This is a genomic window from Thermostichus sp. MS-CIW-30, assembly GCF_054058015.1.
In genome coordinates, this window is sequence record NZ_JBSRZW010000018.1 from 15,442 (window position 1) to 30,192 (window position 14,751).

The following is a 14,751-nucleotide window of genomic DNA, read 5'->3' on the forward strand; positions in this document are numbered from 1 at the left end:
GTGACCGGTGAAAACTTTGTCCTGCCGAGGCGGCTGGACTGGCGCAACCTCAACACCCTCTGGGGATCCCTATTGGCCGAAACCTTGAGTCGGCTGGGTTGCCGTTTGGCGGTGGTGTGTCCGGGATCCCGCTCAGCACCCCTGACCTACGCGCTGGCCCAGCACCCCGACATCGAGGCAATTCCCGTGCTGGATGAGCGGTCGGCAGCCTTTTTTGCTCTGGGGTTGGCCCAGCAAACCCGGCAGCCCATCCCCCTGGTGTGTACTTCTGGCAGTGCTGCCGCCCACTTTTTCCCGGCTCTCCTTGAGGCAGCCGAAAGTGGCTTTCCCCTGTTGATCCTGACGGCGGATCGGCCTCCAGAGCTGCGCCACTGTCGCGCCGGCCAAGCAATTGACCAAGTGAAGCTCTACGGCCATTACCCCAACTGGCAGGCGGAATTGGCCGTGCCCAGCGCGGCTCCAGAAGCCCTGGCCTACCTGCGCCAAACCCTAGTGCACGCCTGGGAGCGCACCCTTTACCCCTTCCCCGGCCCTGTGCATTTGAATGTGCCCTTCCGGGATCCCCTGGCTCCCATTGCTGACGGCAGCACTGCGCCTTTGATTCATTTGCAGGAAGATCCGGAGTTTGAGAAGACCTTTTTTCGTGGAGTTGTTCCGCCATGCACCGGCTCTTCCTTCCAGGCGGTGCGGAGCCCTCTGCAGACGGAGACAGCTTCTTTTTGGCAGGAGTGGCGCGGCTGTGAGCGGGGGGTGATCTTGGCGGGGCCGGCTCAACCGCTGGATCCCCAGCGCTATGTGGAGGCAGTGGCCCGTTTGGCGACGGCTTTGGGCTGGCCGGTGCTGGCGGAGGGGCTTTCTCCCCTGCGGAACTACGCTTCCCTCAACCCCTATCTCATCACCACCTACGACCTCATCCTGCAGCGGGATGATCCCCAGCTTTGGCCGCAGCAAGTCATCCAACTGGGATCCCTGCCCACCAGCAAAGCGCTGCGGCAAACCCTGGCCAAGGTTGCTCCCCGCGTTTGGCGGTTGGATCCCCGCCCTGAGAATGGGGATCCCCTGCACAACCCCACCACCCACTTGCCTTTCGCCGTAGAGGAGTGGGTCGCCGGGATCCCGGAAGCGCCGGCCAAGCGAACAACTTTTCTGCAGGGCTGGCTGACAGCGGAAGCGCAAATCCGTGCTGCCCTAGACCAGGCCATGACTGACCTATCGGAGTGGTTTGAAGGCAAGGTTGCCTGGTGGCTGGCCCACCACTTGCCCCCAGAGACTCCGCTGTTTATTGCCAACAGCACGCCGGTGCGGGATGTGGAGTGGTTTTGGCCCCCCAACGACCGCCGCATCCGGCCCTACTTCAACCGCGGCACCAACGGCATCGATGGCCTTCTCTCTACCGCCTTCGGGGTGGCCCACCGGCAGCGCCCGACGGTGTTGCTAACCGGGGATCTGGCCTTTTTGCACGACTGCGGCGGCCTGCGGCTTGGCCCTCACCTGCAGGGATCCCTGACCATTCTCCTCATCAACAACCAGGGGGGTGGGATTTTCGAGCTGCTGCCCATTGCTGAAGTGGGCCGTCAAGGGCCAGATCCGCCCTTTGAGCCCTACTTTGCTACTCCCCAGTCGGTGGATCTTGCCCTCCTCTGCCAAGCCCACGGCATTCCCCACCGGCGGGTGGAAAGCTGGCAGGAGCTGGCCCAAGCTTTGGATCCCTTACCTGCCCAACGGGTGCGGGTGTTGGAGATCCTTACGGATCGAAAAGCCGATGCTCAGCGGCGGCGGGACTGGTTTCAACAGTGGTCGGAGCTGCCATCCAAGCCTTGACCTGCTTCCAGATCTGCTCCGGCAAATCCTCAGCTTCGCAGTCCAGCCACTGGATCCCTGGCAGGGCCCGGAACCAGGTCATCTGCCGCTTGGCAAATTGGCGGGTGCGCCGCACAATCAGGGGCTGCAGCTCGGCTTCCGGGATCCGCCCCTCCAGGTAAGCGCCGATCTCCGCATAGCCCAAGGTCTGCAAGAGGGGTAAGTCTGGCCCGTAGCGCTCCCGCAGGGTTTTCACCTCCTCGATCCACCCCCGCTCCATCATCTCTGCCGTGCGCCGGGCAATGCGTTGTTCCAAACGGGGCATTGGGCAGCGCAGCCCCAGGATCAAGATGGGGTAGTGGGGGGGATGGGCCTGCCGTAGGCTGGAAGCCGGCTTCCCGGTGGTGTAAACGATCTCCAAAGCACGCAGCGTGCGCACTGCGTCATGGGGATGAATGTGCTGGGCGGCAACGGGATCCAACTGCTGCAGCCAGGCGTAGCGGATCTCAGGGGGCCAAGTTTCCAGTTGTGTTCTCAGTTGGGGCTGCGGAGGTACCGCAGGGATCCCTAGGCCAGCAGTCACCGATTGGATGTAGAGACCGGTGCCCCCCACCAAGATGGGAGTCTGTCCCTGCCGATGGGCCTCGGCGATGCGGGTTTGGGCCGCCTGTTGGAACTCGGCCACCGTGTAGGTGTGGCGGGGATCCACAAAGTCAATCAGCTCGTGGGGCCAGAGAGCCCGCTCAGCAGGGGTAGGCTTGGCTGTGCCGATGTCGAACTCGCGGTAGACCTGGCGAGAGTCCGCATTCAACAACGGGGATCCCAGCCGTTGGGCCAAAAGCAGTGCCTGTCGAGATTTCCCGGTGGCCGTGGGGCCGGCAATGACGATCAATCCCGGCCATTCTGTCCGGTCGGAAGCTGCTGCAGCGGGAATGCCATTCTCGAGGGTAATGCGCATTCGCTACCCAAACCATCGGCAGGGCAGACTGGCAAGCAACTTTCCTCAGAGACCAGATTAAGATTCTCGAAGAACCTTGTCTCTTTGGGTTAGGATCGGTTACCTGCTACCCTGCTTTTTTGCTGTGCTGATCTCATCCTACATTCCTGCTTCGACGGTTTTGAGGGTCAATGGGCCACAGCCGCAGCCAGTGGCGCAGTTTTTACCTCTCCGGCTAGAGTTGTTCGCAAGGCGCGGCCTCAGCCAGATTGGACGGGCAATTGGAACAGGGTTGCTGATGGCTATGCTCATAGGTGTCCCTTGCTCGGCGCGGGGGGAGACCTTGGTGCTCAAGCAGGGAGAAGTGCGCACTCTGCCCCTGTTGCAAACCCGGGCCCGGCTGCCCTTGCAAATGGAAATGCTCTATCTGGGCATGGTCGAGGAGCGCTTCTTGAGCTACGCCCGCGCCAACAATTGGGAGACCATTTCCAGCGAGCGGGAGGATCCCCGTTGGAGCCGCTGGCAACTGCGTCCTGGGGGTGAAGCCCTTTACCTGCCCGATTCCCCTTCATCTCAGAACTCCTTGGAGCCCCCCATCTATGCCCGTGGGTTTTATGTGCAAGCCTATTTTGTCGGCGGGCGCCTGGCGGGAATGCACCTGATTCGCAACCCTGAAGAGCCGGGCTTCAACTTGAAGGCCCTGCAAAGGCTTATCCGCGCCTGGTTTCCCGATAATCGCCTGATGTTGCATTACCAAATACTGCCAGAGGATCCCGAGCAGCAGGTGCTGGGCGCCTATCTGGGCACCATTCCTCCCCCCTACCTTGCCGATATTCGGCGCAACCGCGTGCCTTTTTGTCAGACTTTTTTCAGCCCCACTTTGCCCCAGCCGATCATCCCCCCCTCCGTCGATGTGCCTCCCCATTGCCTGGGCACAACTGCCGTCAACAGCGGGACGGGGCCTTACGCTGCCCAGAAAGGGGCTGCTGCTTTGCGCTAAAGGCACGTGAGGAGTTGGCTCAGCGCAGCGCTGGGGTCAAGCCGGATTTCAGTAAGGGAGCAGTTTCCTTCAAAATGAACTGTCACCTTAAACTGTCACCAGCTCGGGACGGCGGCTGTTGCGAATGCTGCGAATGGCTTCTGCATAGTCTTTGGCTTTGAACACTGCCGAGCCGGCCACAATGGCGTTGGCTCCTGCTTCAATCACCTGCCAAGCGTTGCTGGCTTTGATGCCGCCATCCACCTCGATCCAGGGATCCAGGCCGCGCTCATCACACATGGCCCGTAACTGGCGAATTTTGGGCACCACTGCTGGAATAAAGCTCTGGCCGCCAAAGCCGGGGTTGACGCTCATGATCAGCACCAGATCCACCAGCTCCAGCACGTATTGGATCAGCTCCAGGGGGCTGGCCGGATTGAGCACCACGCCCGCTTGCTTGCCCAGATCCTTGATTTGGCTGAGGGTGCGATGCAGGTGGATGGTGGAGCTGGACTCTGCGTGCACGGAAATGATATCGGCCCCTGCTTTGGCAAAATCCGCCACATAGTTCTCCGGCTCTACAATCATCAGGTGGACGTCCAGGGGCTTAGCCGTCACCGGGCGCAGCGCTTCCACCACCAACGGGCCGATGGTGATATTGGGCACAAAGCGGCCATCCATGACATCCACATGGATCCAGTCGGCCCCCGCCTCATCCACTGCCCGTACTTCCTCCCCCAAGCGGCTGAAATCGGCTGAAAGGATGGAAGGGGCGATCACAATCGGCTTTTGCCCAGAGGTCGCTGACGGCTGCACCATGGTGAGTCCTGGGGATTGAAAACAGAGAAACGGAGAAACCTGCTCCTCTATGGTACGGGGTTTGATCCCCTTTGCAAAGCGTTATATCCCCTCTCAGCTTGGCACTCAAGGCTCCAGGGGGGACGTGGACTCTGGCGACAGGATCCCGTTCGCGTTGGCGGAACGGAGTCCTTTCAAGCTCGCATCGCCGGGCCACAGACCCTGCAAGACTTGGGCAACACGGTGCCAGGGATCCAGCCGTTCCGTTCGCGTTGGCGGGACGGAGCCCTTGCTGCTTTGAGGCTCTGGAGAAGACTGCTCAGAGGGGGCGGGATCCCTTTCCTCCAGCCTCAGGGAAAGCTGCTGCAACTGCATGTAGATGCTGTTCACGGCCAGCATGGCCAAGACCGTGCCGAAAAACTTGGTGCGGGATCCCATAGGTCAACCCCTGTGCGAAAACAAAGATACGGTTGTCGCGGGTGCGCTAGCTCCACCTTAGCTTACGGGTTTGGCTTGCCGTTCGGAGAAAATATTGATGTTCGCGTCGGCCTTGCAAAGCCCCACGGTCAAGATTTCCCAACAAGACAATGACTGCCCCCCAAAAGCCAACCTATCATCACCTGCACACCGCCCTTTGGGTAAGCGATCTGGCCAGAGCCGAACATTTTTACGGGACAGTGCTCGGGCTCCCCAAGGCGGAACGCTTTGCGTTTAACTTTCCCGGCGCTTGGTATCAAGTGGGTTCCTCCCAAATTCATTTAATCGTGGCCGAGGAGCCGATGGATCCACGGCAGCGAAGCGGAACGGGATCCTCAAAGTGGGGGCGTAATCCCCATGTGGCGCTGGGGGTAGATGACTTGGAAGCGGTGAAGGCTCGCCTGCGGCAGGAAGGGTATGAGGTGCAACCGAGCGCTTCCGGGCGAGCGGCAGTGTTCGTCCGGGATCCGGATGGGAATGTGATAGAGCTAAGCTCAATTAGCGCAACTTAGCCATGAGCCATCTCCCCTCAGCAATGCCGCCGGTTGCAACAGCGTTGCGTAGCGATATGGGTTCTCGTTGCCAGTTCGATCCGGCCATCAGCCTGGTCAGTTCCGCGCAGATGCAGTGCCTTGAGGGGCAGATCTTCTCTGCCGGCATGCCCGTTGCCGCTCTGATGGAGAAGGTGGGGCTGGCCGTTTTTGCCCAGCTGCAGAGGGATTTTCCGCAAGCCCAGCGCATTGGCATCCTCTGCGGGACAGGGCACAACGGTGGGGATGGGTTGGTGGTCGGGCGGGAGCTGTGGCTGGCCCAAAAGTCGGTGAAGGTGTGGCTGGGCAAGCCGGATCTCAAACCCCTGACGGCAGACCACGCCCGCTATCTCAAGGCGCTGGGGGCGGAGTTTGTGGGGCAGCTTGAGGAGCTGGCCGATTGCGATTTGCTCATCGATGCCCTGTTTGGGATCGGTTTGAACCGACCCTTGGGGGAGCCTTGGGCGGGGGCGGTGGGGTGGGCCAATGGCAGTGGGATCCCCATCCTTAGCCTGGATTTGCCGTCTGGCCTCAACGACCAAACCGGGGAAGTCTGGGGCTGCTGCATTCGCGCCAGCCATACCTATACCCTTGGCCTTTGGAAACGGGGGCTGTGGCAGGAAGCAGCTCTGCCTTGGGTAGGACGGTTACATCGCGTTGATTTTGGGATCCCCGCTTGGGCCTGCCCAGAGGATGAGGTTCCCCGGTTGTTGCTGCGGCCTTGGCAGCACTTTCCTGCGGATCCCCCTTTGGATACCCACAAATACTGCCAGGGATCCCTGTTGTTGGTGGCAGGCTCGGCAGCCTATGCCGGAGCAGCGGTGTTGGCGGGGCTGGGATCCCGCGCCAGCGGGGTGGGTATGGTGACGATGGCGGTGCCGGCGGAGTTGAAAGGAGTGATCCACAGCGTCCTGCCGGAAGTCTTGGTCTATGCCTGGGAGGGGATCCCTTCTCTGCCGCCGGTGGCTGATCGCGACAGCGGGACGAAGTCCTTGAAACCCTTTCAGGCGGTGGCCGTGGGGCCGGGCTTGGGAGAAACCCGCTTACCGCTGCTGGAGATCCTGCTGCGGGATTGGGCCGGGATCCCCTGGGTGATCGATGCGGATGGCCTCAATGCTCTCGCTGAGATGGGGGTAGAGCGCTTACGAGAAAAAGGGATCCAAGCCATTCTCACCCCCCACCTGGGGGAATTTCGGCGGCTCTTTCCAGGGATCCCGCTCCAGGATCGCCTTGAGGCGGCCCAAAGAGCAGCAGCCCAGAGTGGAGCTGTAGTGGTTTTGAAGGGGGCGCGGACGGTGATCGCCTCTCCCACTGGGGAATGCTGGGTGAATCCGGAGAGCACGCCGGCTTTGGCCCGGGGTGGCAGTGGCGATGTCTTGACCGGTTTGATCGGGGGCCTAGTGGCGCGAAGAAGAGCTCAAGCCGATCAACCTTTGGACGCTCCCGCCTTGCTCAGTTGCGCCTGTGCAGGGGTGTGGTGGCATGCTCAGGCGGCTGTCCATCTGGCACGGGAACGCGGCCTAACGGGAGTGGATCCGGCACGGCTGGCGGAGCATTTGCCCCAGGTGCTGCAAGCTCTTCAACAGGAGCAAGTTGTCCATACCGTGTCGCAGGCGGGTGAATAAATACTCTAAGTCATAGCCCAAGCCTTCCTGCTTGCTCCTACCCTCCACTAGGGGTCACCCGGTAAAGGGCACAGGAATAGAATTCTGGCTGGTTACTCGAAAGCCTTGGACAGGCCACCAAACCAAAGCCCGCATCCTCCACCACTATCTTCTCCGGCTGCAAGCTAAAATCCTGCGGGATCCGGAAAATCGGACTCAGGGATCCCTGAGGGGACACCCGTGCCAACCCACTGCGCCAAGACCCTTCTGCATCTTCCAAAAGACGACTCTGCCCCAACAAAGCCACTAAGTTGGCTCCTTGTAGGTCAATATCCCGGATGGGTACAGAATCTCCACCATTTTGTTCTCGTATCACCCGCCCATCCACCACTACCGCTAGCCCCTGACTGGGATTGGCCTTGAGAATACTCGGATTCCCTTGGTTATTGGCCAGAAAATAATACTCCTGCCCGACGAGCTTGGTTGCGGAGTTATCCGAGATAAGCGAAAACCCAGGCGGGAAAAAAGCACTCAAATCCATCACCTGAGTGGTTTGCCCTGTGGCATCCACCTGCAGCAACTCCTGACCACAACAGGAACGCAGCCAATCCCAACTTTGCCGAGCCATAATCACCGGGAAGCTATACCGGGTGAAAACGACGCTATTGCCCACCTGAACGAGGTTGGATAGGTATTCTGCAGTTCCTCTTCCGAAGGCCCCAAATGGGAGATCATCCACAAACGTCGAGACTTGGCCCTGGGCATTCACTTTGTTCAAAACCCCCACATTCCGGGTTCCAACCCCTGCATCAAAGCTCCGAGTGCCTTTCAGCAGCATCACCCCATCTTCAAATGCACCGATTCTGCGGAACCACTCTGAATAGCCTGGCCATTCATTTTTTTCTGCATTGTTTGACCAAGAAGATTAATTAGAGTTTCTTGGACATTAAACCTTTGCAATAGTGGCCTTAGAATATCATTTGCATTTGGGGCTTTTAGAAGAACACGAGCATATTGCCACGCTTGAGGGTCTGACAGTTCTGGCAGTGCTTCCCGAATCTTGAGTGCAATGGATGCAACGATTTGAAAGGTTGGGTTGTCTGCTGCTTGAGTTACATTTCCAGACGCAGTTATTCCTCCCAAAGCCATGCTGTAAGCAAGCCGATAGTTTGCGATGTCTTGCTCGAACCCAATATTGTCTTTGAGTCGGATCAATACATTCTCTTCATTTCCTCCAATGGCAGCAATGATTCTATCACGATTATCCTCAGCGTCACGTATTTCAGTTGCCAGTCCGTTAATATAGTAAATTTTAGACTTGAGGACAAGTGCAGCGGTATTGAAGCTGAAATTGGGAGAAATAACTGAGTGAATATTTGGTCTGTTTGGTAATGAGCAAGACTTGAGAATCAGTACAGACAGGCAACAGCACAATAAAACAACAAGACGAACAGTATTTCGACCGAACATCCATTTATCCTCACTAATCTAGCGAATTGGGTCAGTACATGTCCATTCTTCTGCGCCAACGACTTGTCCAGAGAACTTGGCATCAACAGTTAAATCTGCAATAACTCTTTCCTGGGTGTTAAGCATTTGAAATTGCACTTCCCTTCTTGCTTCAGCAACTTCATCAATCAGGTCGAATTCATTTGCCCCGCCAAATGCTAACCGCGCACATCGAATTGCTCGGAAACCATCAAGCACTCTTGCACGCACCTGGTCTCGACTATCCCTGTCAACATTCACGATGCTTGCCTGTAAAGCTTTGGCGTATCGCAGCATGGCCTTCCGCTTCAGCTCATCATTGGGATACCGGCGGTAAATCCAGCGCTGCACATCATCACGCACGCCATCTCCATCGGCATCAATCCCCTCCAAAGTTTGCTTCCCTTCTTCTCCAGGATCCGGTGGCAAATTGGGGAATAACCGATCCAGTTCATCGACCGGGATCATATCTGGAGAGGGATCCTCACCCGGATTTTCTGGCACAAATCCAGTAGTGGGATCAGGATTGGGCTCTTCTTCTGCACTGGGGGTAGAACCTCCCCCGCCACTGCACCCACACAGCAACACCAACACAGAAGAGAGCATCAACATAAGCAGTATCCTGAGGCCGTTCATAATCGCCTTGGTTCTAGCAGTTCAAGTGGCACAAGTGACCCCCACAGGGATCCGGCAATCCTTCTATTGGAGCTACAAGCAACACAAAATTAGGGCAGGGATCCCTAGAAGGAACTCTCTCAGGAGGATCTACCGTTCATCACCCGACAAGAGCAAGACTGGATTTGCAGCCTGATGCTCAAGCAGAAACTAACATCTGCTTCAACAAAGTGCAAGTGCGCTGCAACACACGGGCTCAATCTTTAGATTCGTCAGCGTATGATACGGAGCCCTTTTTTGAAGGGGAGAACCTTTAATGGCTGAATCCATCAAGCCAGGTGGTGAGGTCAATCAACGACTGGAACTCCAGCAAGGCTAGACCCAGCTCTTCCAAGCGCTCCACCGATAAAGACCGAATCTGAGCCTCCACCTCCTCAGGCAGGGATCCCATTTTGCCAATCTTCTCAGTGGGAAAAGCAGCCAGAAAGGAGTGACCACCTCAGGGATCCCCGTGGATTGTAGTTGACTGAGCTTGATTAGGGCCTTAGAAACCCCAGCGCTAAACCCAAGATAATAAACAAGCCAAAGCCAATCCGATAAAAGATGAACAGCCAAGTGCTGCTGCGCTGCAAAAACTGAATCAGCCAATCGATAGAGAGATAGGAAAAGACAAAAGCAGAAAGAGTGCCCAACCCCTGCGGCAGCAGGGCCTCTGCCTCGAACTCGGAGATAAACTCCACAACCCCCGCCAAAAATAATGCCGGGATCCCCAGCAAGAAGGAGTAACGGGCGGCAGCCGAGCGCTGCAAATGGAGAAACAGCCCTGCCGTCAGCGTCGAGCCGGAGCGCGACACCCCAGGGATCAGGGACAAAGCTTGGGCCAGCCCCACCCAGATCCCATCCCCAATGCCCAAGCTGTGAAGGTCTCGTTGGCGTTTGCCCGTTTGCTCTGCCCAGCCCAACAACAAAGCCAAGCCAATGGCTGCAGTGGCGATCACCCACAACTGGCGGGGCGGGGATCCCCAAATGGCCTTGATGGCCCAGCCGGCAACCACAATTGGCACTGTTCCCACCAAGATCCCGACCGACAGCCGCCAAGGCTCCTGCTGAAAATCTCGTTCTCGCCAGGCTTTCCAGGAGCCGAGGAGCAACTGGCGCAGGTCAGAGGCAAAGTAGATCAGCACCGCCCCCAAACTGCCCAACTGGATCACCGCCGTAAAAGAAGCGCCCGCATCCGGCCATCCCACCAAAGCCGGAAACACCCGCAGATGAGCCGTGCTGCTAATGGGCAGAAATTCGGTGATCCCCTGCACCATGCCCAAAATCAGAGCTTGCCACCAATTGGGATACCAGGTGTCAGCAAGCAACAAGGTAAACACTCCCCCACCCAAACTTGCCGGATTTGCACAATCCCCATTCTTAGAAAAACTCAGAACTCCGGCTTTTTCCAGCAGCCCATACCACGGCGAACAAACACTTGCAGAGGGATCCCACCCCAACTGGCCGGGAACTTGGGTGTCGCTGTCCCAGACCCGCAAAAGGGCTGTGCCTATAGGATCGCCGCAAAGATCAACAGTAGGTCAGATCATCGGGTCAATAGATCAGAAGCCAATCCGCTCTGGGTCTTCAATGGTAATCAGCCAGTTGCCCACATTGCGGAAGAGCGGGTTAGGCTCCGTCCCCCGTACCCGCGCCTCCACCCGATAGATGCCGGCAGACGAGGGGTTGCGCACATTGGAGAGCACCAGACGGATCTCCTGACCGGCAGCAATGGGTTGACGGGCCACCACCTCTAGAGAGCGAAACTCCTCGTTCCAGTACACTTGATCCAGCTCTACAGGCCGGCCTTCTACCTCCAGGCGGACACTTTCCGGATCGATGCGGCCATCGAAATTCCTGTCCCCGTTGATCTGCACTTCTGCCACCGCCACATTCTGGGGGGGAATGGTCAGGCGATAGCGATCCAAACGACTGCGAACCCCGCCAAAATCGAGCCGATAGCTGAGGACAGGTACCCCTTCACTGCCGGTGATCACCAAACCCGACTGCGCCTCTGCAGAATGGGGCATCACCAGGGATCCCAGGCTCCCCATCAACAGGCCCGCCAAGGCCAGCCTCATTCCTCGCCGAGCAAGGCCAAGTTCCTGCGAACATTTCCCTGCTCTCATCACTGCTCTCAACACCCAAACCTCCGCTGGTTGAAACACCTCAGCACCCTCAAAGCTTGCCAACGCAACCTGCAGCCAACCTAACCAGTGGCAAGACCGCCATCTCGCCGTCCATTGTAGAGGATGGGATCCTCTCTACCGAGAGAGCCTAGGGCTCACCGGGGTGCGCAAGTACGCAGTTCTGGCAGAGATCTCAACAAGAACTTTGGGCCACCATACCCACAGTGCAGCCCCCCACAGCGCCGATTGTAACGGCAAGATGCCCCTGCCCTTCTACTGCTTCTTCACTTGAGGAAACTCAGCACCCCCACCCCGATCACCATCAGCACCCAGAGCAGGGATCCCACCAAAATCACATTCTTGGCCCGGCTCCAGTCACTGGCTGAGCTGTAGAGCACCGGCACCGCCACCACCAAGAGCAAGCTGTAAAGCACCAACACCAACAAAGCAATTTGGAAAACGAGCATCATCTTTCGGATCCCTCACAAAAGTCTTGTCTTGGATAAAAGCTCCCGGTAACACCGGATGGCAGCAGGATAAATAGGATGACGCTCTGACTATACCAAAATAGGATCCCTCCCAAGGCCAGATCCGTTGAGGCGGCTGATGGATTCATCTAGACACAGGCTGGAGGCGGAAGGGGTTAAAGTCGGTTGCCACATCGAAGTAGTCTTCTTGTTCTTGCTGCTTTAGCCAGCCGGTAATGGCATAGGTCAGGGGCGTGAACGCCGCCTCAACGGCACACTTGAACACATAGTTGGAGAGTATTAAGCTGCCCAGGCCGGGGAACACCCCCCAGAAGGCCAAGGTGACAAACAGTCCAGTATCCACCGCTTGGCCCACCAGGGTAGAGCCGATGGTGCGTGTCCACAGCCACCGTCCCCGCGTCCACACCTTCATGCGGGCCAGTACATAGGCGTTGGCAAAGCTGCCTCCCCAATAGGCGATTAAGCTGGCCAGCACAAGGCGGGGCGTCAGGCCCAGAATCTGGTCGTAGGCTTCTTGATAGGGCCAGTCGGGGGCGGCCGGCAGGGATCCCACGATCATGAACGTTACCGACATGAGGGCCGCCGAGAGAAATCCCAGCCAGATCACCCGTCGCGAGCGGGCATAGCCATAGACCTCCGTGAGGATGTCGCCAAAGATATAGCTGAGGGGGAAGAGAATGGTGCCCCCGTCAAAGGTAAAGGGCCCCAGAAGAACGATCTTGGTCGAGGCGATGTTGGAAATCAGCAGCACGGCTACAAATAGAGCCGTCACCGCATCTAGGTGTCGATAAGCTCGCTCAAAAACCCTCTCAGACATCAGGATCCCCCCAACAACTTACGGATGTGCCGCAGCTCCTTGACGATCAAGGCCAAGCCTTGGCTATGCCGTTCCACTTCGCCGGCGAGCTTACGGATTTGTTCTTCCAGGTTAGCGCTGTGGGATTCCTGACGGTCTAGACGCTGGCTGAGGCTGGAAAGCCGCGTCACCACCTCCCGCTGGATCAGGTTTTCCGTGCCTTGAATCAGCAGCGTCTCGATAGCAGTGAGCTTGTTCAAGAGCAATTGGGTGTTGGTTTCCCCTCCAGCCTCCGGGGCAGCTACGGGGGCCACTTGCAGAGCCTTTTGAATTTGTGCAAGGAGAGCCTCCGCCTCAAACGGTTTTTCGATAAAGTCGAAATCGACAAAAGGCTCAGGGATGCGGGCCGTCACCTGCTCCTTCATCCCCGACATCATGATGATGGGGGTATTTTTCAAACTGTCTTCGCGGCGAATAGCCTGCAACGTGTCATAGCCATCCATCTTGGGCATGACAAAATCCAGCAGGATCAGGTCGGGGTGATGTTTTTTGGCCGCTTCCAGCCCTGTCAACCCGTCTTTGGCCTCCACCACTTGGAACTGATCGGCCAAGATGCTGGCCACCATCTTGCGAATCATGATGCTATCGTCAATGACCAACACCGTCTTGGTTGTCATGCTGAGGCGCTCCCTCTTCCCATTGACTCGACCTGATCGGCCCTTTCCTCCAGCCCATGAGGCGAGCGGGGAAATTTTTCTAGGACACCACTAGAGTACTCTCCTGTTCGGCCAGATGGAGCGTGCCTACGAATCCCCTTCCGCCAGGTTTCCCCTGATCCCAGTGGCTGCCAGCTCGGCGCGGCCGCCTTGCTATAATTAAGTGTAAACAAACGTTAAGCCTTCATTCTTCATTCGCACCTTGCAGGGTTATGAGCCTACAACTAAGTCCTGAGCTGTCGCTGCCGATCCCATCTCCAGTCGGAGAAGCTGCCTACCGCGCTTTTCAGTGGGGCAAAAACATCTTCGGCTTTGCCCACAAAGCGCTCTCCACCCAAGCTTCAGATCTGATGCTCTCCGTGCTCAGGGATCTGCAAAGCTTCTCCTCCGGGAGGACCCCGCCGCCGCGGGCCAAGGTGCGGGTGAGCGCTGACACGCTACAGGTGTTGCGGGCCCGTTACGAACAACTCCTGCAAGCGGACTGGCAAGATGCTGAGGCAGGGTACTACCCGCACGCGCTCCTGTTCGACAACCCCTGGCTGGACTTTGCCCGCTATTACCCACAGGTGTGGTTGGATTTGCCGCAAATTACTCGGCGGGTTCACAGCAAGCGTTACCAAGAGTTTTCTCAAGACATCTCCACCGAGGGCTATCCGAAATACTACCTGCAAAATTTCCATTACCAAACCAACGGCTATCTGAGCGACAGCTCGGCTGAGCTTTATGACCTGCAGGTGGAGCTGCTGTTTGGGGGCACAGCGGACGCGATGCGCCGTCGGGTGATTCGCCTGCTCAAAGATGCCTTGGATCCCACCTTGGTCAGCCCCCACATCCTCGATGTAGCCTGTGGCACGGGGCGGATGCTGCGCTTGCTGCGGGGATCCCTGCCCAAAGCAGCTTTGTATGGCCTGGATCTTTCCCCCGCCTATCTGCGCAAGGCCAACCGACTGTTGCAGGAGCTGCCGGGGGAGCTGCCCCAGCTTATCCGCGCCAACGCCGAGGCCATGCCCTATGCCGACGCCACCTTCGATGCCGTTATCAGCGTTTTTCTCTTTCATGAGCTGCCTGGCCCGGCCAGACAAAATGTCATCAACGAGATGAGTCGGGTGGTGAAGCCAGGGGGCGTGGTGGTCATCTGCGACTCGGTGCAACTGCTGGATTCGCCAGAGCTGAAGGAGACGATGGAAGCCTTTATGCAAACCTTCCACGAACCCTACTACCGCGACTACATCCACGACGATCTGGGGGTGCGCCTGCAACAGGCAGGCTGTGCGGTGCTGCGCCGAGAAACTCACTATGTCAGCACCTACACCCTAGCCCGTAAAGGTTGAGCGCCCCTTCCACAAGCTTAAGAG

17 protein-coding genes are annotated in these 14,751 nt (G+C 57.9%); 5 read left to right on the plus strand and 12 right to left on the minus strand.

The features are described 5' to 3' along the window. The gene (menD, locus tag ACVWXW_RS09030) at positions 1 to 1,821 is read left to right on the plus strand and encodes a 2-succinyl-5-enolpyruvyl-6-hydroxy-3-cyclohexene-1-carboxylic-acid synthase (protein WP_457403600.1); all 1,821 of its coding nucleotides are present in this window, start codon (positions 1 to 3) and stop codon (positions 1,819 to 1,821) included. On the opposite strand, the gene miaA is transcribed toward menD, so the two are convergent. Beyond that, on the minus strand, positions 1,745 to 2,758 hold the full coding sequence (gene miaA / locus ACVWXW_RS09035) for a tRNA (adenosine(37)-N6)-dimethylallyltransferase MiaA (RefSeq protein WP_457403602.1): 1,014 nt from the start codon (positions 2,756 to 2,758) through the stop codon (positions 1,745 to 1,747). The two genes, menD and miaA, sit on opposite strands and share 77 nt — an antisense overlap. Positions 2,759 to 3,035: 277 nt before the next feature. Between miaA and ACVWXW_RS09040 the strand changes: the two genes are divergently transcribed. Next, positions 3,036 to 3,737 carry a hypothetical protein gene (locus tag ACVWXW_RS09040; RefSeq protein WP_457403603.1) on the plus strand — a complete coding sequence of 234 codons (702 nt, stop codon included), beginning with the start codon at positions 3,036 to 3,038 and terminating at the stop codon, positions 3,735 to 3,737. Positions 3,738 to 3,824: 87 nt separating this feature from the next. Here the strand turns inward: ACVWXW_RS09040 and rpe are convergent, their stop codons facing one another. Together rpe and ACVWXW_RS09050 are read right to left on the minus strand one after the other, a co-directional pair. Further along, positions 3,825 to 4,535, minus strand: a complete 711-nt coding sequence (rpe, locus tag ACVWXW_RS09045; protein WP_414522387.1) for a ribulose-phosphate 3-epimerase — start codon at positions 4,533 to 4,535, stop codon at positions 3,825 to 3,827. Positions 4,536 to 4,640: 105 nt separating this feature from the next. Next, positions 4,641 to 4,952, minus strand: a complete 312-nt coding sequence (locus tag ACVWXW_RS09050) for a hypothetical protein (protein WP_414383965.1) — start codon at positions 4,950 to 4,952, stop codon at positions 4,641 to 4,643. Between the two features lie 149 nt (positions 4,953 to 5,101). Here ACVWXW_RS09050 and ACVWXW_RS09055 point away from each other — a divergent pair, with 149 nt between their 5' ends. Both ACVWXW_RS09055 and ACVWXW_RS09060 read left to right on the plus strand, forming a co-directional pair. Further along, the gene (locus ACVWXW_RS09055) at positions 5,102 to 5,503 is read left to right on the plus strand and encodes a VOC family protein (protein WP_414331820.1); all 402 of its coding nucleotides are present in this window, start codon (positions 5,102 to 5,104) and stop codon (positions 5,501 to 5,503) included. A 2-nt stretch (positions 5,504 to 5,505) separates the two neighbouring features. Further along, positions 5,506 to 7,146 carry an NAD(P)H-hydrate dehydratase gene (locus ACVWXW_RS09060; RefSeq protein ID WP_457403604.1) on the plus strand — a complete coding sequence of 547 codons (1,641 nt, stop codon included), beginning with the start codon at positions 5,506 to 5,508 and terminating at the stop codon, positions 7,144 to 7,146. Between the two features lie 37 nt (positions 7,147 to 7,183). On the opposite strand, the gene ACVWXW_RS09065 is transcribed toward ACVWXW_RS09060, so the two are convergent. The 9 genes from ACVWXW_RS09065 to ACVWXW_RS09105 all read right to left on the minus strand — a co-directional run bounded on the left by ACVWXW_RS09065 (position 7,184) and on the right by ACVWXW_RS09105 (position 13,357). Beyond that, positions 7,184 to 7,753, minus strand: a complete 570-nt coding sequence (locus tag ACVWXW_RS09065; protein WP_457403606.1) for a hypothetical protein — start codon at positions 7,751 to 7,753, stop codon at positions 7,184 to 7,186. A 209-nt stretch (positions 7,754 to 7,962) separates the two neighbouring features. Next, positions 7,963 to 8,595 carry a hypothetical protein gene (locus ACVWXW_RS09070; RefSeq protein ID WP_041436643.1) on the minus strand — a complete coding sequence of 211 codons (633 nt, stop codon included), beginning with the start codon at positions 8,593 to 8,595 and terminating at the stop codon, positions 7,963 to 7,965. Positions 8,596 to 8,613: 18 nt separating this feature from the next. After that, entirely contained in the window at positions 8,614 to 9,225 is a 612-nt protein-coding gene (locus ACVWXW_RS09075) for a hypothetical protein (protein ID WP_457403607.1), read from the minus strand. A 316-nt stretch (positions 9,226 to 9,541) separates the two neighbouring features. Further along, on the minus strand, positions 9,542 to 9,679 hold the full coding sequence (locus tag ACVWXW_RS09080) for a DUF4351 domain-containing protein (protein ID WP_414374584.1): 138 nt from the start codon (positions 9,677 to 9,679) through the stop codon (positions 9,542 to 9,544). A gap of 85 nt (positions 9,680 to 9,764) precedes the next feature. Beyond that, a complete protein-coding gene (locus tag ACVWXW_RS09085) occupies positions 9,765 to 10,598 on the minus strand; it encodes an undecaprenyl-diphosphate phosphatase (protein WP_457403608.1) in 834 nt (277 codons plus the stop codon). 231 nt (positions 10,599 to 10,829) lie between these two features. Further along, entirely contained in the window at positions 10,830 to 11,348 is a 519-nt protein-coding gene (locus ACVWXW_RS09090; protein ID WP_414374581.1) for a DUF2808 domain-containing protein, read from the minus strand. A gap of 332 nt (positions 11,349 to 11,680) precedes the next feature. Continuing rightward, positions 11,681 to 11,866 carry a photosystem II reaction center protein PsbZ gene (gene psbZ / locus ACVWXW_RS09095; RefSeq protein WP_011433643.1) on the minus strand — a complete coding sequence of 62 codons (186 nt, stop codon included), beginning with the start codon at positions 11,864 to 11,866 and terminating at the stop codon, positions 11,681 to 11,683. Positions 11,867 to 12,008: 142 nt separating this feature from the next. Beyond that, entirely contained in the window at positions 12,009 to 12,701 is a 693-nt protein-coding gene (locus ACVWXW_RS09100) for a queuosine precursor transporter (protein WP_414329328.1), read from the minus strand. Continuing rightward, positions 12,701 to 13,357 (minus strand): response regulator, encoded by a 657-nt coding sequence (locus ACVWXW_RS09105; RefSeq protein ID WP_457384811.1) that lies wholly within the window; start codon positions 13,355 to 13,357, stop codon positions 12,701 to 12,703. Before ACVWXW_RS09105 ends, ACVWXW_RS09100 begins: the two co-directional genes overlap by 1 nt. Before the next feature lie 251 nt (positions 13,358 to 13,608). On the opposite strand from ACVWXW_RS09105, the gene ACVWXW_RS09110 reads away from it, so the two are divergent. Beyond that, positions 13,609 to 14,727 carry a class I SAM-dependent methyltransferase gene (locus ACVWXW_RS09110; protein ID WP_414349803.1) on the plus strand — a complete coding sequence of 373 codons (1,119 nt, stop codon included), beginning with the start codon at positions 13,609 to 13,611 and terminating at the stop codon, positions 14,725 to 14,727. The last annotated feature ends 24 nt before the right edge of the window (positions 14,728 to 14,751 follow it).

Excerpts from the sequence above, each read along its gene's own strand:
- miaA (WP_457403602.1), bottom strand. The coding sequence starts at position 2,758 with ATGCGCATTACCCTCGAGAATGGCATTCCCGCTGCAGCAGCTTCCGAC.
- ACVWXW_RS09040 (WP_457403603.1), top strand. The coding sequence starts at position 3,036 with ATGGCTATGCTCATAGGTGTCCCTTGCTCGGCGCGGGGGGAGACCTTG.
- rpe (WP_414522387.1), bottom strand. The coding sequence starts at position 4,535 with ATGGTGCAGCCGTCAGCGACCTCTGGGCAAAAGCCGATTGTGATCGCC.
- ACVWXW_RS09050 (WP_414383965.1), bottom strand. The coding sequence starts at position 4,952 with ATGGGATCCCGCACCAAGTTTTTCGGCACGGTCTTGGCCATGCTGGCC.
- ACVWXW_RS09055 (WP_414331820.1), top strand. The coding sequence starts at position 5,102 with ATGACTGCCCCCCAAAAGCCAACCTATCATCACCTGCACACCGCCCTT.
- ACVWXW_RS09060 (WP_457403604.1), top strand. The coding sequence starts at position 5,506 with ATGAGCCATCTCCCCTCAGCAATGCCGCCGGTTGCAACAGCGTTGCGT.
- ACVWXW_RS09065 (WP_457403606.1), bottom strand. The coding sequence starts at position 7,753 with ATGGCTCGGCAAAGTTGGGATTGGCTGCGTTCCTGTTGTGGTCAGGAG.
- ACVWXW_RS09070 (WP_041436643.1), bottom strand. The coding sequence starts at position 8,595 with ATGTTCGGTCGAAATACTGTTCGTCTTGTTGTTTTATTGTGCTGTTGC.
- ACVWXW_RS09075 (WP_457403607.1), bottom strand. The coding sequence starts at position 9,225 with ATGTTGATGCTCTCTTCTGTGTTGGTGTTGCTGTGTGGGTGCAGTGGC.
- ACVWXW_RS09080 (WP_414374584.1), bottom strand. The coding sequence starts at position 9,679 with ATGGGATCCCTGCCTGAGGAGGTGGAGGCTCAGATTCGGTCTTTATCG.
- ACVWXW_RS09090 (WP_414374581.1), bottom strand. The coding sequence starts at position 11,348 with ATGAGGCTGGCCTTGGCGGGCCTGTTGATGGGGAGCCTGGGATCCCTG.
- psbZ (WP_011433643.1), bottom strand. The coding sequence starts at position 11,866 with ATGATGCTCGTTTTCCAAATTGCTTTGTTGGTGTTGGTGCTTTACAGC.
- ACVWXW_RS09100 (WP_414329328.1), bottom strand. The coding sequence starts at position 12,701 with ATGTCTGAGAGGGTTTTTGAGCGAGCTTATCGACACCTAGATGCGGTG.
- ACVWXW_RS09105 (WP_457384811.1), bottom strand. The coding sequence starts at position 13,357 with ATGACAACCAAGACGGTGTTGGTCATTGACGATAGCATCATGATTCGC.
- ACVWXW_RS09110 (WP_414349803.1), top strand. The coding sequence starts at position 13,609 with ATGAGCCTACAACTAAGTCCTGAGCTGTCGCTGCCGATCCCATCTCCA.